This window comes from Streptomyces kunmingensis (assembly GCF_039533535.1).
Lineage (GTDB): Bacteria > Actinomycetota > Actinomycetes > Streptomycetales > Streptomycetaceae > Streptomyces > Streptomyces kunmingensis.
The window spans coordinates 1-25,215 of the sequence record NZ_BAAATS010000012.1 but is presented as its reverse complement, the minus strand read 5'-3'; the positions used below and the strand labels follow the sequence as shown (position 1 = coordinate 25,215).

20 protein-coding genes are annotated in these 25,215 nt (G+C 69.9%); 17 read left to right on the top strand and 3 right to left on the bottom strand.

Annotated elements, in window-relative coordinates; genetic code table 11:
• Nucleotides 1-10: 10 nt before the first annotated feature.
• The 6 genes from ruvB to ABD366_RS14775 all read left to right on the top strand — a co-directional run bounded on the left by ruvB (nucleotide 11) and on the right by ABD366_RS14775 (nucleotide 8,202).
• Complete coding sequence (ruvB, locus tag ABD366_RS14800) at nucleotides 11-1,084, top strand: Holliday junction branch migration DNA helicase RuvB (RefSeq protein WP_324771517.1); 1,074 nt, start codon at nucleotides 11-13, stop codon at nucleotides 1,082-1,084.
• 166 nt (nucleotides 1,085-1,250) lie between these two features.
• Nucleotides 1,251-1,772 carry a preprotein translocase subunit YajC gene (gene yajC / locus ABD366_RS14795; RefSeq protein WP_324771518.1) on the top strand — a complete coding sequence of 174 codons (522 nt, stop codon included), beginning with the start codon at nucleotides 1,251-1,253 and terminating at the stop codon, nucleotides 1,770-1,772.
• Nucleotides 1,773-1,923: 151 nt separating this feature from the next.
• The gene (gene secD / locus ABD366_RS14790; protein ID WP_324771519.1) at nucleotides 1,924-3,699 is read left to right on the top strand and encodes a protein translocase subunit SecD; all 1,776 of its coding nucleotides are present in this window, start codon (nucleotides 1,924-1,926) and stop codon (nucleotides 3,697-3,699) included.
• A 1-nt stretch (nucleotide 3,700) separates the two neighbouring features.
• Nucleotides 3,701-4,816 (top strand): protein translocase subunit SecF, encoded by a 1,116-nt coding sequence (gene secF / locus ABD366_RS14785; RefSeq protein WP_324771520.1) that lies wholly within the window; start codon nucleotides 3,701-3,703, stop codon nucleotides 4,814-4,816.
• Nucleotides 4,817-4,970: 154 nt separating this feature from the next.
• Nucleotides 4,971-5,510 carry an adenine phosphoribosyltransferase gene (locus tag ABD366_RS14780; protein ID WP_324771521.1) on the top strand — a complete coding sequence of 180 codons (540 nt, stop codon included), beginning with the start codon at nucleotides 4,971-4,973 and terminating at the stop codon, nucleotides 5,508-5,510.
• Nucleotides 5,511-5,679: 169 nt separating this feature from the next.
• Complete coding sequence (locus ABD366_RS14775) at nucleotides 5,680-8,202, top strand: RelA/SpoT family protein (protein WP_324771522.1); 2,523 nt, start codon at nucleotides 5,680-5,682, stop codon at nucleotides 8,200-8,202.
• 67 nt (nucleotides 8,203-8,269) lie between these two features.
• On the opposite strand, the gene ABD366_RS14770 is transcribed toward ABD366_RS14775, so the two are convergent.
• Nucleotides 8,270-9,502, bottom strand: coding sequence for a DUF349 domain-containing protein (locus ABD366_RS14770; protein ID WP_324771523.1), 1,233 nt, complete (start codon nucleotides 9,500-9,502; stop codon nucleotides 8,270-8,272).
• Between the two features lie 136 nt (nucleotides 9,503-9,638).
• Nucleotides 9,639-10,493 carry a peptidylprolyl isomerase gene (locus ABD366_RS14765; RefSeq protein WP_324771524.1) on the bottom strand — a complete coding sequence of 285 codons (855 nt, stop codon included), beginning with the start codon at nucleotides 10,491-10,493 and terminating at the stop codon, nucleotides 9,639-9,641.
• Nucleotides 10,494-10,658: 165 nt separating this feature from the next.
• Here ABD366_RS14765 and ABD366_RS14760 point away from each other — a divergent pair, with 165 nt between their 5' ends.
• The 5 genes from ABD366_RS14760 to rpsD all read left to right on the top strand — a co-directional run bounded on the left by ABD366_RS14760 (nucleotide 10,659) and on the right by rpsD (nucleotide 15,886).
• Nucleotides 10,659-11,369 (top strand): MBL fold metallo-hydrolase, encoded by a 711-nt coding sequence (locus ABD366_RS14760; RefSeq protein ID WP_324771525.1) that lies wholly within the window; start codon nucleotides 10,659-10,661, stop codon nucleotides 11,367-11,369.
• Between the two features lie 12 nt (nucleotides 11,370-11,381).
• Nucleotides 11,382-12,644, top strand: coding sequence for a histidine--tRNA ligase (gene hisS, locus ABD366_RS14755; protein WP_324771526.1), 1,263 nt, complete (start codon nucleotides 11,382-11,384; stop codon nucleotides 12,642-12,644).
• A 156-nt stretch (nucleotides 12,645-12,800) separates the two neighbouring features.
• Complete coding sequence (locus ABD366_RS14750; protein WP_324771527.1) at nucleotides 12,801-13,451, top strand: vitamin K epoxide reductase family protein; 651 nt, start codon at nucleotides 12,801-12,803, stop codon at nucleotides 13,449-13,451.
• A 69-nt stretch (nucleotides 13,452-13,520) separates the two neighbouring features.
• Nucleotides 13,521-14,879 carry a replication-associated recombination protein A gene (locus ABD366_RS14745; protein WP_324771528.1) on the top strand — a complete coding sequence of 453 codons (1,359 nt, stop codon included), beginning with the start codon at nucleotides 13,521-13,523 and terminating at the stop codon, nucleotides 14,877-14,879.
• Between the two features lie 392 nt (nucleotides 14,880-15,271).
• Nucleotides 15,272-15,886: a 30S ribosomal protein S4 gene (gene rpsD / locus ABD366_RS14740; protein ID WP_324771529.1), complete on the top strand. Its 615-nt coding sequence runs from the start codon at nucleotides 15,272-15,274 to the stop codon at nucleotides 15,884-15,886.
• Between the two features lie 30 nt (nucleotides 15,887-15,916).
• On the opposite strand, the gene ABD366_RS14735 is transcribed toward rpsD, so the two are convergent.
• On the bottom strand, nucleotides 15,917-18,127 hold the full coding sequence (locus ABD366_RS14735) for an ATP-binding protein (RefSeq protein ID WP_324771530.1): 2,211 nt from the start codon (nucleotides 18,125-18,127) through the stop codon (nucleotides 15,917-15,919).
• 199 nt (nucleotides 18,128-18,326) lie between these two features.
• Here ABD366_RS14735 and ABD366_RS14730 point away from each other — a divergent pair, with 199 nt between their 5' ends.
• The 6 genes from ABD366_RS14730 to ABD366_RS14705 all read left to right on the top strand — a co-directional run bounded on the left by ABD366_RS14730 (nucleotide 18,327) and on the right by ABD366_RS14705 (nucleotide 25,012).
• Nucleotides 18,327-18,773 carry a DUF948 domain-containing protein gene (locus ABD366_RS14730; protein ID WP_324771531.1) on the top strand — a complete coding sequence of 149 codons (447 nt, stop codon included), beginning with the start codon at nucleotides 18,327-18,329 and terminating at the stop codon, nucleotides 18,771-18,773.
• A gap of 7 nt (nucleotides 18,774-18,780) precedes the next feature.
• Nucleotides 18,781-19,152, top strand: coding sequence for a DUF6167 family protein (locus ABD366_RS14725; RefSeq protein WP_324771532.1), 372 nt, complete (start codon nucleotides 18,781-18,783; stop codon nucleotides 19,150-19,152).
• Nucleotides 19,152-21,824, top strand: a complete 2,673-nt coding sequence (alaS, locus tag ABD366_RS14720; RefSeq protein WP_324771533.1) for an alanine--tRNA ligase — start codon at nucleotides 19,152-19,154, stop codon at nucleotides 21,822-21,824. The genes ABD366_RS14725 and alaS overlap by 1 nt, the downstream gene beginning before the upstream one ends.
• The gene (gene ruvX, locus ABD366_RS14715) at nucleotides 21,824-22,288 is read left to right on the top strand and encodes a Holliday junction resolvase RuvX (RefSeq protein WP_324771534.1); all 465 of its coding nucleotides are present in this window, start codon (nucleotides 21,824-21,826) and stop codon (nucleotides 22,286-22,288) included. The genes alaS and ruvX overlap by 1 nt, the downstream gene beginning before the upstream one ends.
• 133 nt (nucleotides 22,289-22,421) lie before the next feature.
• Nucleotides 22,422-24,191 carry an endolytic transglycosylase MltG gene (gene mltG, locus ABD366_RS14710; RefSeq protein ID WP_324771535.1) on the top strand — a complete coding sequence of 590 codons (1,770 nt, stop codon included), beginning with the start codon at nucleotides 22,422-22,424 and terminating at the stop codon, nucleotides 24,189-24,191.
• On the top strand, nucleotides 24,191-25,012 hold the full coding sequence (locus tag ABD366_RS14705; RefSeq protein WP_324771536.1) for a shikimate dehydrogenase: 822 nt from the start codon (nucleotides 24,191-24,193) through the stop codon (nucleotides 25,010-25,012). The genes mltG and ABD366_RS14705 overlap by 1 nt, the downstream gene beginning before the upstream one ends.
• Nucleotides 25,013-25,215: the final 203 nt, after the last annotated feature.

Here is a 25,215-nt window from a genome sequence, read left to right as displayed (position 1 = left end):
GGCACACGTAATGAACTGGGACGACCCGACCGACGCGGCGCCGGATCCCGAACGCCTTGTGGACTCCGTCGCCGACGGCGAGGACCAGGCCGTCGAGGCGGCCCTGCGCCCCAAGGACCTGGGCGAGTTCATCGGCCAGGAGAAGGTCAGGGAGCAGCTCGACCTGGTGCTGCGGGCCGCCCGCGCGCGCGCCGCCACCGCCGACCACGTCCTGCTCTCCGGCGCCCCCGGCCTCGGCAAGACCACCCTCTCCATGATCATCGCCGCGGAGATGGGCGCCCCGATCCGCATCACCTCGGGCCCCGCCATCCAGCACGCGGGCGACCTCGCCGCGATCCTCTCCTCGCTCCAGGAGGGCGAGGTCCTCTTCCTCGACGAGATCCACCGCATGTCGCGGCCCGCCGAGGAGATGCTCTACATGGCGATGGAGGACTTCCGCGTCGACGTCATCGTGGGCAAGGGCCCCGGCGCCACCGCCATCCCGCTCGAGCTGCCCCCGTTCACCCTGGTCGGCGCCACCACGCGCGCGGGCCTGCTGCCGCCCCCGCTGCGCGACCGCTTCGGCTTCACCGCGCACATGGAGTTCTACGAGCCGACCGAGCTGGAGCGGGTGATCCACCGCTCCGCGAGCCTGCTCGACGTCGAGATCGACACGGCCGGCGCCGCCGAGATCGCCGGCCGCTCCCGCGGCACCCCGCGCATCGCCAACCGCCTGCTGCGCCGCGTCCGGGACTACGCCCAGGTCAAGGCCGACGGCCACATCACTCAGGACATCGCCGGCGCCGCGCTCGCCGTGTACGAGGTGGACGGCCGGGGCCTGGACCGCCTCGACCGCGGCGTCCTGGAGGCGCTCCTCAAACTGTTCGGCGGCGGACCCGTGGGTCTGTCGACGCTCGCCGTCGCGGTGGGGGAGGAGCGCGAGACGGTCGAGGAGGTGGCCGAGCCCTTCCTCGTACGGGAGGGACTGCTGGCGCGAACCCCCAGGGGCCGCGTCGCCACTCCCGCCGCCTGGGCGCACCTGGGACTCACTCCGCCCCAGGGAAGAACGGGCGCAACCGGACAACCGGACCTCTTCGGGGCGTGACGGCGCGGGTACTCGCCGGGCCTGGAACCCCGGTGCCATGCTGAGCGTTGTTCCCACAGTGCGGACTCGCTTAGACTCCGCCGACGGTCGCCTTTTCGGCGACGGTGCACCCCCGAACCCAACAAGGCCGCTTTCCGACGCGGTCGCCTGAAGGAAGTTCCCACCCGTGAGTCTCGTGACCCTCCTCCCGTTCATCGTGCTCATCGGGGCCATGTTCCTGATGACCCGCTCTGCCAAGAAGAAGCAGCAGGCGGCCGCATCGATGCGCAATGACATGCAGCCCGGTTCCGGCGTCCGCACGATCGGGGGCATGTACGCCACGGTCAAGGAGGTCAACGAGGACACGGTCCTCCTGGACGCCGGTCCCGGCGTCCACCTCATGTTCGCGAAGAACGCGATCGGCGCCGTGCTCACCGACGACGAGTACAACCGCATCGTCCACGGCGCGGAAGCCTCCGAGGACGACGAGCTGACCGACACCACCGTCGTGCCGGACGACGCGTCCTCCCTCACCGGGACCGACGAGACCGCCGCCGCTGACGACTCGCGCATCGACCTCGGTAAGAAGGACGAGCCCGTCGAGCCCGCCGTCGAGCCTGCTGTCGAGCCCGTCGCCGAGGCCGACAAGGCCGACAAGGCGGCCGACGCCGAGCCGAAGAAGACCGACGGCGAGTCCGACGCGAAGTAGTCACGACCGGAACCGCGGTGCGACCGCTTGCGTCGCCGCGGTTCCGTCTCGTGCGTGACCCGCGTGGATTCTCGACCATTTTTCATGGCCGTCTGCGCAGTCCGGGGCACCGATCCCCGATGCGGGGCGGATGGAGAGGGAGTACGAGAAGGTGGCCACACCTACAAAGAGCCGAGGGGCGGGCTCCCAGAGCAAGCCAGGGCGTGCTCTGAGCCTGATCGTGATCATCATGGTGGCGCTCGTCGGGGGGATGTTCCTCTCCGGTACGTTCACGCCGCGTCTCGGCATCGACCTCGCGGGCGGCACCAGCATCACGCTGGAGGCCAAGAACGAGCCGGGCCAGCCCAATGCGATCAACAAGACCAACATGGACACCGCGGCGGACATCATCAACCGCCGCGTCAACGGCATGGGTGTCTCCGAGGCCGAGGTCCAGACGCAGGGCAACAACAACATCATCGTCAACATCCCGCGGGGTACGGACCAGAAGCAGGCGCGTGAGCAGGTCGGTACGACCGCTCAGCTCTACTTCCGTCCCGTGCTGACGGTGGCCGCCGGCGCCCCGACCGGCGACTCCACGACGAGCCCGTCCCCGAGCGCCTCGTCCCCGGACAAGGCGACCGACAAGGCCACGGACAAGGCGACCGACAAGGCGTCGTCCACGCCGTCCGCCACGGCCACGTCGCAGGGCCGCGCCGTCACCGAGGGCCTGAAGGCCGACGAGACGCCGAGCGCCACCTCGAGCGCGAAGGCCGACGACAAGGCCTCCCCGACGCCGAGCGCCTCCTCCTCCGCCGACCCGGCGACCGCGGCGCTGCAGAAGAAGTTCACGGAACTGGACTGCACCGACAACGCGGCCCGGACGAAGGTCAACGAGGGCGCCAAGCCCGCCGACACCATCGTGGCCTGCGGCAAGAACTCGCAGGGCCAGTGGGAGAAGTACATCCTCGGCGCCTCCGAGGTGAACGGCAAGGACGTCAAGAAGGCCCAGGCCGTCATCAACCAGCAGTCCGGCGCGTGGGTCGTCAACATGGACTTCACGGGCGGCGGCTCGAAGAAGTTCGCGGCGACGACCAGCAAGCTCAAGGACCAGCAGTCGCCGATGAACCAGTTCGCCATCGTGCTCGACGGCGACGTGGTCTCGGCCCCCAGCGTCAGCTCGACGCTGAGCGCCAACGCCGAGATCTCCGGCAGCTTCACCCAGGAGTCCGCCCAGGACCTGGCCAACGTGCTGTCGTACGGTGCCCTGCCGCTCACCTTCCACGAGCAGAGCGTCACCACGGTGACGGCCGCGCTCGGCGGTGAGCAGCTGCACGCCGGTCTGATCGCGGGCGCCATCGGCCTCGCCCTGGTCGTCATCTACCTGGTGGTCTACTACCGGGGTCTGTCGCTCGTCGCCCTCGCCTCGCTGATCGCCTCCGGCATCCTCACGTACACGCTCATGACGCTGCTGGGCCCGGCCATCGGCTTCGCCCTGAACCTGCCCGCGGTGTGTGGTGCGATCGTTGCCATCGGTATCACCGCCGACTCGTTCATCGTGTTCTTCGAACGGATCCGGGACGAGATCCGCGAGGGCCGCTCGGTGCGGCCCGCCGTCGAGCGCGCCTGGCCGCGCGCCCGGCGCACCATCCTCGTCTCCGACTTCGTGTCGTTCCTCGCGGCCGCGGTGCTCTACATCGTGACCGTCGGCAAGGTGCAGGGCTTCGCGTTCACGCTCGGCCTCACCACCCTGCTCGACGTGGTCGTCGTCTTCCTCTTCACGAAGCCGCTCATGACGATCCTGGCTCGCAAGAAGTTCTTCTCGAGCGGACACAAGTGGTCGGGCCTCGACGCGAAGCGCCTGGGCGTCCAGCCTCCGGTGCGCCGGCGCTCCACCCGTCGTGCCACCGCTTCCGCCGCCGGCCCTGTCGACCCGAAGGAGGCGTGAGATGTCGAAGCTCGGCAATCTCGGCGCCAGGCTCTACAACGGTGAGGTCGGCTACGACTTCATCGGCAAGCGCAAGATCTGGTACGGCGTCTCGATACTGATCACCATCACGGCCATCCTCGGTCTCGGGGTGCGCGGCCTGAACATGGGCATCGACTTCGAGGGCGGTGCCGTCTTCACGACGCCCAAGACCAGCGTCTCGGCCGCCAAGGCGGAGGAGTACGCGGAGAACGCGTCGGGCCACGACGCGATCGTGCAGGAGCTCGGCACGGGCGGCCTGCGCATCCAGATCGCGGGCATCGACACCGGCAAGTCGGACCAGATCGCGGACGAGCTGTCCAAGGACCTGGGCATCGACGCCAACAAGATCAACGCCGACCTGGTGGGCCCCAGCTGGGGTGACACGATCGCCAACAAGGCATGGCAGGGCCTGGCCATCTTCATGGTCCTGGTCGTGATCTATCTGGCGATCGCCTTCGAGTGGCGCATGGCGCTCGCCGCACTCGTCGCCCTGATCCACGACATCACCATCACCGTCGGGATCTACGCCCTGGTGGGCTTCGAGGTCACGCCGGGCACGGTGATCGGTCTGCTCACGATCCTCGGTTACTCGCTCTACGACACGGTCGTCGTCTTCGACTCGCTCAAGGAGCAGACGAAGGGCATCGAGAAGCAGACGCGCTGGACCTACAGCGACATCGCCAACCGGTCGATCAACAGCACCCTGGTGCGCTCGATCAACACCACGGTCGTGGCGCTGCTGCCGGTGGCGGGTCTGCTGTTCATCGGCGGTGGCTTCCTCGGCGCCGGCATGCTGAACGACATCTCGCTGTCGCTCTTCGTGGGCCTCGCCGCCGGTGCGTACTCGTCGATCTTCATCGCCACTCCGCTCGTCGCCGACTTCAAGGAGCGCGAGCCGAAGATGAAGGCCCTCAAGAAGCGCGTGCTCGCCAAGCGGGCCTCCGCCGCGGCGCAGCCCGAAGCCGCCGTCGTGGGCCACCAGGCGGACGCTCAGCAGGAGGACGAGCCGGAGGACGCCGCCCCGGCGGGCGCGGGACCGCGCAATCAGCCGGCCCGCAACCGCGGCCGCGGCCGTCCCTCGGGCAAGCGCCGCTGACCCGGACACCGCATCGCGTCACACGGGCGCCAGGAGCCGTCGAGGCCCTGGCGCCCGCGTCGTTCCCCACCGGGACGGCTGCTAAGGTTTCGTCCGCGCAAACCCACCGCAATTTTGTTGAGAAACGCTCACATACACGCCCTGAGGTGCAGAAATGACCGATATCAAGGAACTGCTCCTCAGTCGTATCCGTGACGTCCCCGACTATCCCGAGCCCGGCGTGATGTTCAAGGACATCACCCCGCTGCTCGCGGACCCGGCGGCCTTCACGGCCCTCACCGACGCACTCGCCGAGCTGTGCGTGCGCCACGGCGCCACCAAGGTCGTCGGCCTGGAGGCGCGCGGCTTCATCCTGGGCGCCCCCGTCGCCGTCCGCGCGGGCCTCGGCTTCATCCCCGTACGCAAGGCGGGCAAGCTCCCCGGCGCCACGCTCTCGCAGTCCTACGACCTCGAGTACGGGTCGGCGGAGATCGAGGTGCACGCCGAGGACCTGTCGGCGAGCGACCGTGTCATGGTCATCGACGACGTACTGGCCACCGGCGGCACCGCCGAGGCCGCCCTGCACCTGATCCGCCGGGCGGGCGCCGAGGTCGCCGGCGTCGCGGTCCTGATGGAACTGGGGTTCCTGCCGGGCCGCGACCGGCTGGAACCGGCCCTTGAGGGCGCCCCGCTCGACGCCCTGCTCGTCGTGTAGAAACACCAGCTCAGAGCCGTGGAGGCGGGCCCGGAGGAATCCGGCGCCCGCCTCTGGTGTTCCTTCCGTACCGGGAGTCCCACCGGCCGAATACGTTCGCCGGGCGCCGGATCGATACCATGGACTCTCCGGGACCTGAACCGGGGACCCGTGTGCACGAGGAGCGCCGTTGCCAGACGAGGCCAAGCCACTCACCGCCGCCAAGCCCGACCAGCAGGCCGACCAGGCCGCGGCTCCCTCCGGCACGCCCGCGACGAACGGGCAGGCCCCTTCGAAGCCTGCCGGCGCCCCGGACGGCAAAGCGGCCGAACAGCCGCGCCGCAAGTCCGCCGCCGAGCAGTCGCGCGCCACGCCACCGCCCGCGATCCGTGCCGCGGCGAACCAGCCGGCGGCCCGCTCCGGCTCCTCGAACCGCGTCCGTGCCCGCCTCGCCCGCCTGGGCGTGCAGCGCTCGAACCCGTACAACCCGGTTCTGGAGCCGCTGCTGCGGATAGTGCGCAGCAACGACCCGAAGATCGAGACGTCGACGCTGCGCCAGATCGAGCGCGCCTACCAGGTCGCCGAGCGCTGGCACCGCGGGCAGAAGCGCAAGAGCGGCGACCCGTACATCACGCACCCGCTCGCCGTGACGACGATCCTCGCCGAGCTCGGCATGGACCCGGCGACCCTGATGGCCGGGCTCCTGCACGACACCGTCGAGGACACCGAGTACGGCCTGGACACCCTCAAGCGGGACTTCGGCGACCAGGTCGCCCTCCTCGTCGACGGCGTGACCAAGCTGGACAAGGTCAAGTTCGGTGAGGCCGCGCAGGCCGAGACCGTGCGCAAGATGGTCGTCGCCATGGCCAAGGACCCGCGCGTCCTGGTCATCAAGCTCGCCGACCGCCTGCACAACATGCGCACCATGCGCTACCTCAAGCGCGAAAAGCAGGAGAAGAAGGCGCGCGAGACCCTGGAGATCTACGCGCCGCTCGCCCACCGCCTGGGCATGAACACCATCAAGTGGGAGCTGGAGGACCTCGCCTTCGCGATCCTCTACCCCAAGATGTACGACGAGATCGTGCGGCTCGTGGCCGAGCGCGCGCCCAAGCGCGACGAGTACCTGGCCATAGTGACCGACGAGGTGCAGAGCGACCTGCGCGCGGCCCGCATCAAGGCCACCGTGACCGGCCGCCCGAAGCACTACTACAGCGTCTACCAGAAGATGATCGTCCGTGGCCGCGACTTCGCGGAGATCTACGACCTGGTGGGCATCCGCGTCCTCGTCGACACGGTCCGCGACTGCTACGCGGCACTGGGCACCGTCCACGCCCGCTGGAACCCGGTTCCGGGGCGGTTCAAGGACTACATCGCGATGCCCAAGTTCAACATGTACCAGTCGCTGCACACGACGGTGATCGGTCCCAACGGCAAGCCGGTCGAGCTCCAGATCCGTACGTTCGACATGCACCGCCGCGCCGAGTACGGCATCGCCGCGCACTGGAAGTACAAGCAGGAGGCCGTCGCCGGCGCCTCCAAGGTGCGCTCCGACCAGCCGCGGACCACCGGCAAGGACGACCACCTCAACGACATGGCGTGGCTGCGCCAGTTGCTCGACTGGCAGAAGGAGACGGAGGACCCGGGCGAGTTCCTGGAGTCCCTGCGCTTCGACCTGTCGCGCAACGAGGTGTTCGTCTTCACCCCCAAGGGCGACGTCATAGCGCTCCCCGCGGGCGCCACCCCCGTCGACTTCTCCTACGCGGTCCACACCGAGGTCGGCCACCGGACCATAGGAGCGCGGGTCAACGGACGGCTCGTGCCGCTCGAATCGACCCTGGACAACGGTGACTTGGTGGAGGTCTTCACCTCCAAGGCGGCCGGCGCCGGGCCCTCGCGGGACTGGCTGGGCTTCGTCAAGTCGCCCCGCGCCCGCAACAAGATCCGCGCGTGGTTCTCCAAGGAGCGCCGCGACGAGGCGATCGAGCAGGGCAAGGACGCCATCGCGCGGGCCATGCGCAAGCAGAACCTGCCGATCCAGCGGATCCTCACGGGCGACTCCCTCGTCACGCTCGCCCACGAGATGCGCTACCCCGACATCTCCTCGCTCTACGCCGCCATCGGCGAGGGTCATGTCACGGCGCAGTCCGTCGTGCAGAAGCTCGTCCAGGCGCTGGGCGGCGAGGAAGCGGCCAACGAGGACATCGCCGAGAGCGCGCCGCCCTCGCGCGGGCGCTCCAAGCGCCGGTCGAACGCCGATCCGGGCGTCGTGGTCAAGGGCGTCGACGACGTCTGGGTCAAGCTGGCCCGCTGCTGCACACCCGTGCCCGGCGACCCCATCATCGGCTTCGTCACCCGCGGCAGCGGCGTCTCGGTGCACCGCAGCGACTGCGTCAACGTGGACTCCCTGTCCCGGGAGCCCGAGCGCATCCTCGAGGTCGAGTGGGCGCCGACGCAGTCATCGGTCTTCCTGGTCGCCATACAAGTTGAGGCGCTCGACCGCTCGCGGCTGCTGTCCGACGTGACCCGGGTCCTCTCCGACCAGCACGTGAACATCCTGTCCGCGGCGGTGCAGACCTCGCGCGACCGGGTGGCCACGTCCCGCTTCACGTTCGAGATGGGCGACCCGAAGCACCTGGGCCACGTCCTGAAGGCGGTACGGGGCGTGGAGGGCGTCTACGACGTGTACCGAGTCACATCGGCACGGCGCCCTTAAAGGGCGCGAGGAACAAAAAGCGGGCCCGGGCTTTCGAAAGCCCGGGCCCGCTCCTTCACGGCTACTCTCAGCCGCCGAACTCCTGAAGCCCCTTCAGCGCCTGATCCAGCAGCGCCTGGCGCCCATCCAGCTCGCGCTGCAACTTGTCGGCCTTCGCCGTGTTGCCCTGCGCACGGGCCTGCTCGATCTGACCCGTCAGCTTGTCGACAGCCGCCTGCAACTGACCGGTCAGACCCGCGGCACGCGCGCGTGCCTCCGGGTTCGTCCGGCGCCACTCGGTCTCCTCGGACTCCTGGATGGCCCGCTCCACCGCGTGCATCCGACCCTCGACCTTAGGGCGGGCGTCACGCGGTACGTGGCCGATGGCCTCCCAGCGCTCGTTGATCGAACGGAAGGCGGCACGGGCCGACTTCAGGTCGCCGACCGGCAGGAGCTTCTCCGCCTCGGCGGCCAGCTCCTCCTTGAGCTTGAGGTTCTCGCCCTGCTCGGCGTCGCGCTCGGCGAAGACCGAACTGCGCGCCGCGAAGAACACGTCCTGGGCGCCGCGGAAGCGGTTCCACAGGTCGTCCTCGTGCTCGCGCTGGGCCCGGCCCGCCGCCTTCCAGTCCGTCATCAGCTCGCGGTACCGGGCCGCCGTGGCACCCCAGTCCTGCGAGTTCGACAGCGCCTCGGCCTCGGCGACCAACTGCTCCTTGGCCTTGCGGGCCTCCTCGCGCTGCGCGTCGAGCGACGCGAAGTGCGCCTTGCGGCGCTTGGAGAACGCCGACCGGGCGTGCGAGAAGCGGTGCCACAGCTCGTCGTCCGACTTGCGGTCGAGCCGCGGCAGTCCCTTCCAGATGTCCACCAGGGCCCGCAGCCGCTCGCCGGCCGCCCGCCACTGCTCGGACTGGGCCAGCTCCTCCGCCTCGACGACCAGCGCCTCCTTGGCGTGCCGCGCCTCGTCGGACTGCTTGGCCTTCTGGACCTTGCGCTCCTCGCGGCGCGACTCGACCGACTCCACCAGCTTGTCGAGCCGCTTGCCCAGCGCGGCCAGGTCACCGATCGCGTGCGCGTCCGTCACCTGCTCGCGCAGGTGCTCGATCGCGGTCGAGGCGTCCTTGGCCGACAGGTCGGTCGTCTGCACCCGGCGCTCGAGGAGCCCGATCTCGACTACGAGTCCGTCGTACTTGCGCTTGAAGTAGGCCAGAGCCTCATCAGGAGAGCCTGCCTGCCACGAGCCGACCACTCGCTCACTGCCGTCGGCCGAACGCACGTACACGGTCCCCGTCTCGTCGACGCGGCCCCACGGGTCGCTGCTCACAGCGCCTCCTCCACATGATGCCTGCGGGGGACTCGTGGGCCCCCGGGCATCGTCCACAGTTTCGTCACGGCCAACATAGGCGACCGGCGGGGCGGCTGTCCGCATCCCGCGCGACCGAAGTTTGGCAGCTGGCAGGTCAGGACTTGGTCACAGTCCCCTTGTTGATCACCACGGTCGCGTTCGGCGCGGTGTTGCCGGTGGTCTGGTCCGCCGGCTGCGCACCCGCCTTCGCGATCTTGTCGAGGACCTTCATCCCGGAGTCGGAAATGGTCCCGAACGGGGTGTACGTCGCGGGGAGCTTGCTGTCCTTGTAGACGAGGAAGAACTGGCTGCCGCCGGTGTGCTTCTGACCGGTGTTCGCCATCGCGATGGTGCCCGCCGGGAACGTGTACAGCTGCGTGCCCTGCTGCTTCTCCGCCTTCTTCAGGGAGGCGTCCTTCAGGTTCTCGTCCGGGATCGTGTACCCCGGGCCGCCCTGGCCGGTGCCCGTCGGGTCGCCGCACTGAAGTACGTAGATCCCCTCGGCGGTGAGGCGGTGGCACTTGGTGTGGTCGAGGAAGCCCTTGCCCAGCAGGTAGTTGAACGAGTTCACCGTGTGCGGAGCCGCCGAAGCCTTCAGGTCGATGGCGATGTCACCGCAGGTCGTGGCGAGCTTCATCGAGTAGTCCGCGGACTTGTCGATGGTCATCGCCGGCTCCTTCTTCCAGGTAGCCGTCTTCGCCTTCCCCTCGGCGGGCTTCTCGCACGGGTCCGGAGCCTTCGACGGGGACGGGCTCGCGCTCGGCTCGGAGCCCGCGCTCGTCTCCTTGGCGTCGCTCTTGAAGGCCCCGGCGGCGTACGCGCCACCCGTGCCGAGCACGACCACCGCGAGCACCGTGGCGATCACGGTGTTGCGGGTGCGCGCCTTGCGTCGCGCGGACTCGCGCCGCTGCTGCTGGCGCAGGAACTTCTCCCGGGCGAGCTGACGCTGCCGCTGATCCTTCGTGACCACCGGGTGTTCTCCTCGTACGTCTCGAGACCTTGTTGTGCGGGCCGGGCCATGGGTTGGTGCCCCGTACCGTATATGGGTTCGCTGTGGAAACGGCAGCGCCGGTAGGCTCTGATCTGCCGCATTCCGTTGCTGCGACGCCATACCGACGACATACGAAGGACGATCGTGCTGATTGCCGGGTTCCCCGCCGGGGCCTGGGGCACCAACTGTTATCTGGTTGCCCCCGCCGCGGGTGAGGAGTGCGTGATCATCGACCCGGGCCACCAGGCCGCCGAGGGAGTCGAGGAAGCGCTCAGGAAGCACCGGCTCAAGCCGGTCGCGGTCGTCCTCACCCACGGGCACATCGACCACGTCGCCTCGGTCGTCCCGGTCTGCGGTGCGCACGACGTGCCCGCGTGGATCCACCCCGCCGACCGCTACATGATGAGCGACCCTGAGAAGGGCATCGGCCGCTCCATCGGCATGCCGCTGATGGGCGAGCTGACCGTGGGGGAGCCCGACGACGTACGGGAGCTGTCCGACGGCGCGGCCCTGAAGCTCGCCGGGCTCGACTTCACCGTCGCGCACGCGCCCGGCCATACCAAGGGGTCGGTGGCGTTCCGGATGCCCGAGACCGCGGAGATCCCGCAGGTGTTCTTCTCGGGCGACCTGCTCTTCGCCGGCTCCATCGGACGCACCGACATGCCCGGTGGCTCCATGGACGACATGCTCGAATCGCTGGCCCGTGTGTGCCTGCCGCTCGACGACTCGACCGTGGTCCTCTCCGGGCACGGCTCCCAGACCACCATCGGCCAGGAGCGCGCCACCAACCCGTATCTGCGGCAGGTGGCCGCCGGCCAGGGACCCTCGACCGAGGCTCCCCGACGAGGAATGTGACGAAGACTTCCCGTGAGTACCTTTCAGGCCCCCAAGGGCACGTACGACCTGCTTCCGCCGGACTCCGCCAAGTTCCTCGCGGTGCGCGAGGCGATCTCCGGGCCGCTGCGCAACTCCGGCTACGGCTACATCGAGACGCCCGGCTTCGAGAACGTCGAGCTGTTCGCGCGCGGTGTCGGTGAGTCCACCGACATCGTCACCAAGGAGATGTACGCCTTCGAGACCAAGGGCGGCGACCAGCTTGCGCTGCGCCCCGAGGGCACCGCGTCCGTGCTGCGCGCGGCCCTGGAGGCCAACCTGCACAAGGCGGGCAACCTCCCGGTCAAGCTCTGGTACTCGGGCTCGTACTACCGCTACGAGCGCCCCCAGAAGGGCCGCTACCGCCACTTCTCCCAGGTCGGCGCCGAGGCGATCGGGGCCGAGGACCCGGCCCTGGACGCCGAGTTGATCATCCTGGCGGACCAGGCGTACCGCTCGCTCGGCCTGCGCGACTTCCGCATCCTGCTCAACTCGCTGGGCGACAAGGAGTGCCGTCCCGTCTACCGGGCCGCCCTCCAGGACTTCCTGCGCGGCCTCGACCTCGACGAGGAGACGCTGCGCCGGGCCGACATCAACCCGCTGCGCGTCCTCGACGACAAGCGCGCCGACGTACAGAAGCAGCTCGTGGGCGCGCCGTCGCTGCGCGACTACCTGTGCGACGCGTGCAAGGCGTACCACGAGCAGGTACGCGAGCTGCTGCTCGCCGAGGGCGTCGCCTTCGAGGACGACGAGAAGCTCGTGCGCGGCCTGGACTACTACACCCGTACGACCTTCGAGTTCGTCCACGACGGGCTCGGCTCGCAGTCCGCGGTGGGCGGCGGCGGCCGCTACGACGGCCTGTCCGAGATGATCGGCGGCCCCTCGCTGCCGTCCGTCGGCTGGGCCCTCGGCGTCGACCGCACCGTCCTCGCCCTGGAGGCGGAGGGCATTGAGCTCGAACTGCCCGCCACCACCAGCGTGTTCGCGGTGCCGCTCGGCGACGAGGCGCGGCGCGTGCTGTTCACCAAGGTGACGGAGCTGCGCAAGGCCGGGGTGTCGGCGGACTTCTCGTTCGGCGGCAAGGGCCTCAAGGGCGCCATGAAGAACGCCAACCGCTCGGGCGCCCGGTACACGATCGTCGCCGGTGAGCGGGATCTCGCCGAGGGCGTCGTGCAGCTCAAGGACATGGAGTCCGGCGAGCAGAGCGCGGTCTCGGTCGACGAGATCGTGGCCGTCCTCAAGGGCAAGCTCGGCTGATCTCGCGAGCGACAAGAGGGGTCCGGGGTGCGCCCCGGACCCCTCTCCTGCCCGCGCCCGTACCGTTCCTTATGCCGTTCGAACGGTGCACAGCGGTGCCCGTACGGCACAATGACCCTGCCCGCAGGCCCCACCCCTCACCTACGGAACGGCGTGATGAGCAAGACGACCAGGACCGCGACAGCAAGCGACAGCGTCTCCCACGACAGCGGCGCCGGGGCCGCCCCGCGCTCTGTCGGCGGCAGCCGCGCCTTCGCGCTGCTCCTGGTGATCACCGGGGCGGCGGGCGTGCTCGCCGCGTGGGTCATCACGCTCGACAAGTTCAAGCTCCTGGAGGACCCGAACTTCACGCCGGGCTGCTCCATCAACCCGGTCGTCTCCTGCGGCAGCATCATGAAGAGCGACCAGGCGTCGGTCTTCGGCTTCCCGAACCCGATGCTCGGCCTCGTCGCGTACGGCATCGTGATCTGCGTCGGCATGAGCCTCCTCGCCCGGGCGAGCTTCCCGCGCTGGTACTGGCTGGTCTTCAACGCCGGCTGCCTCTTCGGCGTCGGCTTCGTGACCTGGCTGCAGTTCGAGTCGCTGTACCGGATCAACGCGCTGTGCCTGTGGTGCTCGCTGGCCTGGGTCGCCACGATCCTGATGTTCTGGTACGTCACGTCGTCCAACATCCGCAACGACTTCCTGCCGGCACCGCGCTGGCTCAAGTCGTTCTTCGCGGACTTCACCTGGGCGCTGCCCGTCGTGCACATCGGCATCATCGCGGTGTTGATCCTCACGCGCTGGGGCGACAAGCTCTGGGCGTGAGCCCCTCGGAGCCCGTCTTCGAAGTTGCCACCCGCGGCGTTGTCAGTGGCGTGACATAGGGTTTTCTCCGTGGAGCCCGACCTGTTCACCGCCGCAGCCGAAGACCGCCAGGAGAAGGACCCGTCCGCGAGCCCCCTGGCCGTCCGGATGCGCCCGCGCACCCTCGACGAGGTCGTCGGGCAACAGCACCTGCTGAAGCAGGGCTCGCCGCTGCGCCGCCTGGTCGGCGAGGGCGGATCGGGACCGGCCGGGGTGTCGTCGGTGATCCTCTGGGGCCCGCCGGGCACCGGCAAGACCACCCTGGCGTACGTCGTCTCCAAGGCCACGAACAAGCGGTTCGTGGAGCTGTCCGCGATCACCGCGGGCGTCAAGGAGGTCCGGGCCGTCATCGAGGGCGCCCGGCGCGCGATGGGCGGGCACGGCAAGGAGACCGTCCTCTTCCTCGACGAGATCCACCGCTTCAGCAAGGCCCAGCAGGACTCACTGCTGCCCGCCGTGGAGAACCGCTGGGTGACGCTGATCGCGGCGACCACGGAGAACCCGTACTTCTCGGTGATCTCCCCGCTCCTCTCCCGCTCCCTCCTGCTGACCCTCGAACCGCTCACCGACGACGACCTGCGCGGCCTGCTGACCCGGGCGCTGAGCGACGAGCGGGGCCTGTCCGGCGCCCTGACGCTCGACGCGGACGCCGAGGAGCACCTGCTGCGGGTCGCGGGCGGGGACGCGCGCCGCGCGCTGACGGCCCTGGAGGCCGCGGCCGGCGCGGCCCTCGACAAGGGTGAGGAGTCCGTCACCCTCGAAAGCGTCGAGGAGAGCGTCAACCGCGCGGCGGTGACGTACGACCGCGACGGCGACCAGCACTACGACGTGGCGAGCGCCCTGATCAAATCCATCCGCGGCTCGGACGTGGACGCGGCGCTGCACTATCTGGCCCGCATGATCGAGGCCGGTGAGGACCCCCGCTTCATCGCCCGCCGCCTGATGATCTCCGCCAGCGAGGACATCGGGCTCGCCGATCCGACCGCGCTGCCCACCGCGGTCGCCGCCGCCCAGGCCGTCGCGATGATCGGCTTCCCCGAGGCCGCTCTCACGCTGAGCCACGCCACGATCGCCCTCGCGCTCGCCCCGAAGTCGAACGCGGCGACGACGGCGATCGGCGCCGCCATGGAAGACGTACGCAAGGGACTCGCGGGCCCGGTCCCGCCGCACCTGCGGGACGGCCACTACAAGGGCGCCGCCAAGCTCGGCCACGCGCAGGGCTATGTGTATCCGCACGATGTGCCCGGTGGCATCGCGGCGCAGCAGTACGCGCCGGACGCCATCGCCGGGCGCCGTTACTACGAGCCCACGCGGTACGGGGCGGAGGCGCGGTACGCGGACGTGGTGGAGCGGGTCAGAGAGCGGCTGCGCGGCGAAGCGGGCGGCTGAGCGGTTCGCGACGCAGTGGGCGGCTGAGCGGCCGCCGGTGATCCGTACCGGCCGCGTCCGGTAGACTCCTTCGAAGTGCTGCGTCCCGCGCCCGGTGTCCCGAAAGGGAGACCGGCACCACCAGAGCGGGACATCCAGCCGGATCCCCCACACCGCAAGGCATGGGGATCCAGGAGCGTCGCGCACCGTCGAAGGTGTCGCGGGCAGCCCACCACCCCCCGGATTCCGGGAACAGGTCGGTGGGCCACTCGCGTGCTGCACGTATGTGCCCAGCCCCGGGAGCGGCTGCCCTGCCCGTCCTTGTGACGAGGAGGGTTTCCCGAGCTGCGGATGCGACCTCCCCAAACCCTGGTGAAGCCGTATTCGCATCGAAAACATGAGGTGTTTGGTTCATGACGAACCAGTCCCGCCCCAAGGTCAAGAAGTCGCGTGCCCTCGGCATCGCGCTGACCCCGAAGGCCGTCAAGTACTTCGAGGCCCGCCCCTACCCGCCGGGCGAGCACGGCCGTGGCCGCAAGCAGAACTCGGACTACAAGGTCCGTCTGCTCGAGAAGCAGCGTCTGCGCGCGCAGTACGACATCAGCGAGAAGCAGATGGCCCGCGCCTACGACCGCGCCAAGAAGGCCGAAGGCAAGACCGGCGAGGCCCTGGTCATCGAGCTCGAGCGCCGTCTCGACGCGCTCCTGCTGCGTTCGGGCATCGCCCGCACGATCTACCAGGCCCGTCAGATGGTCGTCCACGGCCACATCGAGGTCAACGGTGGCAAGGTCGACAAGCCGTCGTTCCGTGTCCGTCCCGACGACGTCGTGATGGTCCGCGAGCGCAGCCGCGAGAAGCCGCTGTTCCAGGTCGCGCGTGAGGGTGGCTTCGCCGCCGACGGCGAGACCCCGCGTTACCTCCAGGTGAACCTGAAGGCCCTGGCCTTCCGCCTGGACCGTGACCCGAACCGCAAGGAGATCCCCGTGATCTGCGACGAGCAGCTCGTCGTCGAGTACTACGCCCGCTGACCGACCAGCGGACGTAGCTCACCCTGCGTTTCAGCCCGTCGTCTCCCCGCCGTTCGCGGTGGGGGAGGCGGCGGGTTCTCGCATGTCCGGGGCGCTCGCCCGCGGGGTGCGCACCATGGCGGTGACCCGCCCGGGCTTGCCCTGGCCCAGCGCCCGCGCCACCGCCTCGTCATGACCGAGGCGCTCGCCCGCGCGCGCAAGTTCGTCGAACCGGGCATCGCCCAGAGCCGCACGGGCCCGCTTCTCGCAGAGCTGGTGCGGCTCGTTGTAGTGGCCCGAGCCGAACAGCGGCAGCCCGACCGACGGCCAGATGCCGCCCGCCGCGCCCTGTAGCACTGCGGCCTCCGCTGCGTCGCCCTCCGCCAGCGTGACCAGCGCGAGCAGCTCCATCGCCAGCACCGTGCCGAGCAGGTCATGGAACTCGTGGTCGATGGCCAGGCACCGTTCCAGGAGCTCCCGGGCCCGGACCAGATCGCCCTTGTGCCACTCCGCGTAGGCCAGGACATAGAGCGCGTAGGCCATGGTCCAGCGCTCTCCGTGGTCCTCGCACACCTGCCGTACGTCCTCGCACAGCGCCACGGCCTCCGGCAGGTCCCCCTGGAACGCCACCGCCATCGCCAGCTCGACCTGGCCCATCAGCACGTTGCTGTTGAGCTCGCCGATCTCGCGGTAGCTGGTCAGCGCCGCCCGCAGCAGCTGCTCGGCGCGCGGCATGTCGTCCGTCACCAGCGCCAGGCAGCCGGTGCGGTGCACCGCGTACGCGAGCGCCGTCGCGTCGCCGCCGCGCTCCGCCTCGTCGTGGCACTCCTGCAACGCCGCCAGGGCGGGCACGGTGTCGCCCTGGAGGATCGCCACGTAACCGAGCACCCACAGGGCCTTGAGACGGGAGGCGCCGTACTCGAAGGCCTCGTCCCCGTCGACGGGATCGTCCAGGTCGATACTGCGGTCCAGCCAGTGCCGGCCCTCCGTGAGCCGCCCGCAGCCCGCCCAGTAGAACCACAGCGTGCCCGCCAGATACTGGCCCAGGTGCGTCTCGCCCGGCTCGGTGAGGCAGAACTCGAGCGCCGCCCGCAGGTTGGGCAGTTCCGCGTCGATGCGCGCCGCCACCTCGCCCTGCCGCGGCGAGAACCAGTCCAGCTCGCACCAGGTCGCGAGTCCCATGTACCAGTCGCGGTGCCGGCGCCGCATCCGGCGGCCGTCCCCGATCTGCTCCAGCCACTCGGCGCCGTACGCGCGCACCGTGTCCAGCATCCGGTAGCGCACCCCCGCCACCGACTCCTCCCGGATCACCACGGACTGTGTGAGCAGGTCGTGCAGTACGTCCAGGACAGCTTCGGACGGCAGACCCTCGCCGCCGCAGATGTACTCGGCCGCCTCCAGGTCGAACTGCCCGGCGAACACGGAGAGCCGCGCCCACAGCAGCCGCTCCTGCGCCGTGCACAGCTCGTGGCTCCAGCCGATCGCCGTCCGCAGCGTCTGGTGGCGCGGCAGCGCGTCCCGGCAGCCACCCGTGAGGAGCCGGAACCGGTCGTCGAGGCGCTCCATCAGCTGCGTCGGCGACAGGGCCGGCAGCCGCCCCGCCGCCAGCTCGACCGCCAGCGGCAGACAGTCCAGGCGCCGGCACACCTCCAGGACGTCCACCGCGTGGCCGCCGTCCAGAGTGAAGCCGGGCAGCAGCGCCGTCGCCCGGTCCGCGAACAGCTCCACCGCGTCCTCGTCCGTCAGCGGGGCCAGCGGGAACAGATGCTCGCCCTCGAGCGCCAGCGGCCTGCGGCCCACGGCGACCACCCGCAGCCCCGGAGCGGCCCGCAGCAGGTCCCGTACGAGCGAGGCGCACGCGTCCACGAGGTGCTCGAACCCGTCGAGGACGAGCACCAGTTGCCGCTCGGCGAGATGGTCGACCAGGATCTGGCGGGGCGGCCGCGTCGTGTGGTCGGTCAGGCCGAGCGCCTCGACGACCGTGTACTCGACGAGCTCGGGACGGCGGATCGGGGCCAGCTCCACCCGCCACACCCCGTCCCGGCGCAGCCCCTCGGGCGACCGGGCCGCGACATGCGCGGCGAACCGGGACTTGCCGACTCCGCCGGCGCCGGTGACCGTCACGAGGCGCGCGGTTTCCAGCGTCCTTCGCAAAGCGCCGAGTTCGGCCGCGCGGCCGATGAAACGGTTCATTTCGTGCGGAAGGTTACCGGGGCGTGGAGGCCCGGCCGGAGGGCCGGCGGGGTGCGGAGAGCGTCGCATGAAGTACGGAGCGTACCCATCCGTACGCAGTCCGTACAATCGCTCCGGTCGAAACGGCCCCGTCCGGCCCCGGAATGCGGTACAGAGAGCGGGGCGGGGCGCGATAGGCTCGGGGGACGACTTTTCGATGATCGGCAGCGGCCGGCCGGCAGGTCGGCAGAGCGACAACAGACGGCAAGAAGCTAGGGAGCGGTGCCAAGTGTCCGGTGGAGAGGTGGCCGGGATCCTGGTGGCTGTCTTCTGGGCGATCCTGGTCTCCTTCCTCGCGGTGGCGCTCGCGAGGCTGGCCCAGACGCTCAGGGCGACCACGAAGCTGGTCGCGGACGTGACCGAACAGACCGTTCCGCTGCTGGCCGACGCCTCGGCCGCGGTGCGCTCCGCCCAGACGCAGATCGACCGGGTCGACGCCATCGCCTCCGACGTCCAGGAAGTCACGTCGAACGCGTCGGCCCTCTCCTCCACCGTGGCCTCCACCTTCGGGGGCCCGCTGGTCAAGGTGGCCGCGTTCGGTTACGGCGTACGCCGGGCCATCGGCGGCCGCACCAAGGACGCGCCCGCCAAGCAGACCCGCCGCACCGTGATCGTGGGGCGCCCGGCCCCTGAAGCACGCCGGGCCAAGCGGGCCAACCGGAATAAGAGGGACTGACCCAGCGATGTTCCGCCGTACGTTCTGGTTCACCGCGGGCGCCGCCGCCGGCGTGTGGGCCACCACCAAGGTCAACCGCAAGCTCAAGCAGCTGACGCCCGAGAGCCTCGCCGTCCAGGCCGCCAACAAGGCGGTCGAGGCGGGCCACCGGCTCAAGGACTTCGCTCTCGACGTCCGCGACAACATGGCCGACCGCGAGGCCGAGCTCGGTGACGCGCTGGGCCTGACCGGCCCGGTCGATCCCGAACTGCCCGCGCGCCGTTTCGCGGTCATCGACAACCACGCCAAGACACCCCCCAAATACCTCGAGAGCACGCAGTACACAGCCGACAGGGCTGGCTCGAGGGATCCGCAGAACAATCGGAATGAGGACCACTGATGGAGTCGGCAGAAATCCGTCGCCGCTGGCTGAGCTTCTTCGAGGAGCGTGGCCACAAGGTCGTGCCCTCGGCGTCGCTCATCGCGGACGACCCGACTCTGCTGCTCGTCCCGGCAGGCATGGTCCCCTTCAAGCCGTACTTCCTGGGTGAGGTCAAGCCGCCCGCCCCGCGCGCCACCAGCGTGCAGAAGTGCGTGCGTACGCCGGACATCGAAGAGGTCGGCAAGACGACCCGGCACGGCACGTTCTTCCAGATGTGCGGCAACTTCTCCTTCGGCGACTACTTCAAGGAAGGCGCCATCAAGTACGCCTGGGAGCTGCTCACCACGCCCCAGGACAAGGGTGGTTACGGCCTGGAGCCGGAGAAGCTCTGGATCACCGTCTACCTCGACGACGACGAGGCCGAGCGCATCTGGCACGAGGTCGTCGGCGTGCCGAAGGAGCGCATCCAGCGCCTGGGCAAGAAGGACAACTTCTGGTCCATGGGCGTCCCCGGACCCTGCGGCCCCTGCTCCGAGATCAACTACGACCGCGGCCCCGAGTTCGGCGAAGAGGGCGGCCCGATCGTCAACGACGAGCGCTACGTGGAGATCTGGAACCTGGTCTTCATGCAGTACGAGCGCGGCCAGGGCATCGGCAAGGAGGACTTCGAGATCCTCGGCGACCTGCCGTCGAAGAACATCGACACGGGTCTCGGCCTCGAGCGTCTCGCCATGATCCTCCAGGGCGTACAGAACATGTACGAGACGGACACCCTGCGCGTGGTCATGGACAAGGCCACCGAGCTGACCGGTGTCCGCTACGGCGCCAAGCACGACACGGACGTCTCGCTGCGCGTCGTCGCCGACCACATCCGCACCTCCGCCATGCTCATCGGCGACGGTGTGACTCCGGGCAACGAGGGCCGCGGGTACGTCCTTCGCCGCATCATGCGCCGCGCGATCCGCAACATGCGCATCCTCGGCGCCACCGGTCCGGTCGTGAACGACCTGATCGGCGTCGTCATCGACACGATGGGTCTGCAGTACCCGGAGCTGGTCACCGACCGCAAGCGCATCGAGACCGTCGCCCTCGCCGAGGAGGCCGCGTTCCTCAAGGCCCTCAAGGGCGGCACGAACATCCTCGACACCGCGGTCACCGAGACGAAGGCCGCCGGCAGGACGGTCCTCGGCGGCGACCAGGCGTTCCTGCTCCACGACACCTGGGGCTTCCCGATCGACCTCACCCTGGAGATGGCCGCCGAGCAGGGCCTCTCCGTGGACGAGGACGGCTTCCGGCGCCTGATGAAGGAGCAGCGGGAGCGCGCCAAGGCCGACGCGCAGGCCAAGAAGACCGGTCACGCCGACATGGGCGCCTACCGCGAGATCGCGGACGCCGCCGGCGCCACCGACTTCATCGGCTACTCCTCGACCGTCGGCGAGTCCACCATCGTCGGCCTGCTGGTGAACGGCGTCTCGTCGCCCGCCGCCACCGAGGGCGACGAGGTCGAGGTCGTCCTCGACCGCACCCCCTTCTACGCCGAGGGCGGTGGCCAGATCGGCGACACCGGCCGGATCAAGCTGGACAGCGGCGCGGTCATCGAGGTCCGCGACTGCCAGAAGCCGGTCCCCGGTGTGTATGTCCACAAGGGCGTCGTCCAGGTCGGCGAGGTCACCGTCGGCGCCCCGGCGCAGGCCGTCATCGACGTGACCCGGCGCCGGGCCATCGCCCGCGCCCACTCCGCGACGCACCTCACGCACCAGGCGCTGCGCGACGCGCTCGGCCCGACGGCCGCCCAGGCCGGTTCGGAGAACCAGCCGGGCCGCTTCCGCTTCGACTTCGGTTCGCCGTCCGCCGTGCCCACGGCCGTGATGACGGACGTCGAACAGAAGATCAACGAGGTCCTCACCCGCGAGCTCGACGTGCAGGCCGAGGTCATGTCGATCGACGACGCCAAGAAGCAGGGCGCCATCGCCGAGTTCGGCGAGAAGTACGGCGAGCGCGTCCGCGTCGTCACCATCGGCGACTTCTCCAAGGAGCTGTGCGGCGGCACGCACGTGCACAACACCGCCCAGCTCGGCCTGGTCAAGCTGCTCGGCGAATCGTCGATCGGCTCGGGCGTGCGCCGTATCGAGGCCCTGGTCGGCGTCGACGCGTACAACTTCCTCGCCAAGGAGCACACGGTCGTCGCCCAGCTCCAGGAGCTGGTCAAGGGCCGCGCCGACGAGCTGCCCGAGAAGATCTCCGCGATGCTCGGCAAGCTGAAGGACGCCGAGAAGGAGATCGAGAAGTTCCGCGCGGAGAAGGTCCTCCAGGCCGCCGGCGGGCTCGCCGACTCCGCCAAGGACGTCCGCGGTGTCGCCCTCGTCACCGGCCAGGTCCCGGACGGCACGTCCGCCGACGACCTGCGCAAGCTGGTCCTCGATGTTCGGGGCCGCATCCAGGGCGGCCGCGCCGCGGTCGTGGCCCTCTTCACCACGGTCAACGGCAAGCCGCTGACGGTCATCGCCACGAACGACGCGGCCCGCGACCGCGGTCTCAAGGCCGGTGACCTGGTCCGCACCGCCGCCAAGACCCTCGGCGGCGGTGGCGGCGGCAAGCCGGACGTCGCCCAGGGCGGTGGCCAGAACGCGGCGGCGATCGGCGACGCCATCGACGCCGTCGAGCGCCTCGTCGCGGAGACGGCCAACTGATGCGCCGTGGCCGCCGGCTGGCGATCGACGTGGGGGACGCCCGGATCGGCGTCGCGTCCTGCGACCCCGACGGGATCCTCGCGACACCCGTCGAGACGGTGCCGGGACGCGACGTCCCGGCCGCCCACCGGCGGTTGCGGCAGATCGTCGAGGAGTACGAGCCGATCGAGGTCGTCGTCGGGCTCCCTCGTTCCCTCAAGGGGGGCGAGGGCCCGGCGGCGGTCAAGGTCCGCGGCTTCGCGACGGAACTGGCGCGGGGTATCGCGCCGATCCCGGTGCGACTGCTGGACGAGAGGATGACCACAGTGACGGCCAGTCAGGGCCTGCGCGCCTCGGGCGTAAAGTCCAAAAAGGGCCGTTCTGTCATCGACCAGGCCGCCGCGGTCATCATCCTCCAGCAGGCACTGGAGTCCGAACGGGCGTCAGGAAGTGCGCCGGGCGAGGGCGTCGAAGTGGTTGTCTGATCGCGATACGGTAACGTTCCGCGCGACCGGCAGCGTTCGAACAGCTGCCGCACAGCAGAAAGAGGCGGAACGGTTGCCCTCCTGACCTACCGGACACGGGCTCCCGCCCCGCCTCGCGGCTTGTAGGGGATCGATGACTGAGTATGGCCGGGGCCAAGGCTCCGAACCGTGGCATCCCGAGGACCCGTTGTACGGGGACCAGGGGTGGGGGCAGCAGGCCGGGCACGGCCAGCCTGCCTACGGCGGCCAGGGGCAGTACGACCCGCAGCAGCAGCACCCGCACCACCCCCAGCAGGCCTACGAAGGTGACTGGGGGACGGGGCACCAGTCCGGGTACGGCCAGGACCCGGCATACGGCCAGAACCCGGGCTACGGTCAGGACCCGGGCTACAGCCAGGACCAGAACTACGGCCAAGACCCGAACTACGGTCAGGGCCAGAATCACGGTCACGACCCGAACTACGGTCAGGACCCGGGCTACGGGCAACAGTCGTACGGCGGACAGCAGGACCAGGGCGGCTGGGACACCAACGGCTCGCACGGCGGCCAGGTCCCGTACGGCGCCGACCCGATGGACCCCTACAACACCGGGCAGCCCGCGGCCTTCAACGGCGAACAGCCGGACTACTACAACACCCCCGGCGCCTACCCGCCGCCCGAGCCGCCGGGCCGCCGCCGCGCGCCCGAGCCGGAGCAGACCGAATGGGACGCGGGCCCCGACCAGGGCGAGCACGCGTTCTTCAGCGGCGGTGACGACGAGGACGACGACGATGAGCAGGAGAGCCGGGGCGCCCGGCGCGGACGCGGCGGCGGCAAGCAGCCGAAGAAACGCCGCAGCGGCTGCGCCTGCCTCGTCCTGAGCGTGGTCTTCGCCGCCGGTGTCGGTGGCGTCGGCTACTTCGGCTACCAGTTCTACCAGGACCGGTTCGGCGCGGCGCCCGACTACTCGGGCTCGGGCAACGGGGAGACGGTCAGTGTCGTCATCCCCAAGGGTGCGGGCGGTTATGCCATCGGGCAGGCGCTCAAAGAGGCGGGCGTCGTCCAGAGCGTGGACGCGTTCGTCGCCGCGCAGTCGGCGAACCCCAAGGGCAAATCGCTCCAGGCCGGCGCGTACATCCTGCAGAAGGAGATGTCGGCGGCGAGCGCCGTCGATCTCATGCTGAGCCCGAAGAGCCAGGGCAACCTGACCATTCCCGAGGGCACGCGCAACGCCCAGATCTACAAGCTCATCGACAGCAAGCTCCAGGTCGACAAGGGCACGACGGCCGCGGTCGCGAAGAAGGACTACAAGAGTTTCGGGCTGCCCGACTGGGCGACGAACCACGCCAACGTGAAGGACCCGCTCGAAGGTTTCCTCTACCCGTCGAGCTACGCGGCCGCCAAGGGCATGAAGCCCGAGGAGGTCCTGAAGGACATGGTCTCCCGGGCCAACGACAAGTACGCGGCGCTCGGCCTCGAGAAGCAGGCCGACAGTCTCGGACTCGACGGGCCGTGGGAGCTGCTCACCGTCGCCAGCCTCGCGCAGGCCGAGGGCACCAGCCACGACGACTTCCGCAAGATGGCCGAGGTCGTCTACAACCGCCTCAAGCCGGGCAACGCGGAGACCAACGGCATGCTCGAGTTCGACTCCACGTACAACTACGTGAAGAACCAGAGCAAGATCGACCTCGGGCTCTCGGAGCTGCGCAAGTACGACAACCGCTACAACACGTACTTCTACAAGGGCCTGCCGCCGGGGCCGATCGGGAACCCCGGCGAGGAGGCGCTCCAGGGCGCCCTCCATCCGACCGAGGACGGTTGGTACTACTTCATCTCGATGGACGGCAAGACCAGTAAGTTCACCAAGACCAACGCGGAACACCAGAAGCTGGTCGACGAGTGGAACGCGTCGAGGAACAACTGATGGCAGCGCAGTACAGGGCGGCCGTACTCGGGTCGCCCATCGCCCACTCCCTCTCCCCGCAACTGCACACCGCGGCATACGAGGCGCTGGGTCTTCACGACTGGACGTACGACCGGTTCGACGTCGACGAGGCGGGCCTGGAAGGGTTCCTCGACGGGCTCGGCCCCGAGTGGCGGGGCCTGTCGCTGACCATGCCCCTCAAGCGTGCGGTGATCCCGCTCCTGGACGGGATCACCGACACCGCGGCGTCCGTGGAGGCCGTGAACACCGTGGTGTTCCACGCCGACGGGCGCCGGACCGGTGACAACACCGACATCCCGGGGCTCGTGGCCGCGCTGCACGAGCGCGGCGTCGAGAAGGTCGGGTCCGCCGCGATCCTCGGCGCGGGCGCCACCGCCTCGTCGGCGCTGGCCGCGCTCTCCCGCATCTGCTCCGGCGAGGTCGTCGCCTACGTACGCAGCGAGCGGCGGGCCGAGGAGATGCGCGGCTGGGGCGAGCGGCTCGGCGTCGCGGTGCGCACGGCCGACTGGGCGGACGCGGCGCGGGCCTTCGACGCTCCGCTGGTGATCTCCACGACACCCAAGGGCGGCACGGACCATCTGACCGGCGAGGTGCCCGAGCGCGTGGGGACCTTGTTCGACGTCGTGTACGACCCCTGGCCGACGGCGCTCGCGGCGGCCTGGCAGCGGCGGGGAGGCCCGGTGCTGAGCGGTCTCGACCTGCTCGTGCATCAGGCCGTCTCCCAGTTCGAGCAGTTCACGGGCGAGGAGCGGCCGGTGCTCGCCGCGATGCGCGAAGCGGCACTGCGCGCGCTCGGCTGACCCCCGGCCGCCTCGTCCGGAGGGCGGACAGGGCGACAGCGCGGCGTCGGGGCATGGGAGGATCGGGGGCACACGGTGGGCCGGGCTGCGCACCCGTTGCCCGCCCGTTGAGCCACAACGCAGAGCGCGAGCATGAGGAGCACCGTTGAGCAGGTTGCGCTGGCTGACCGCGGGGGAGTCGCACGGACCCGCACTTGTCGCGA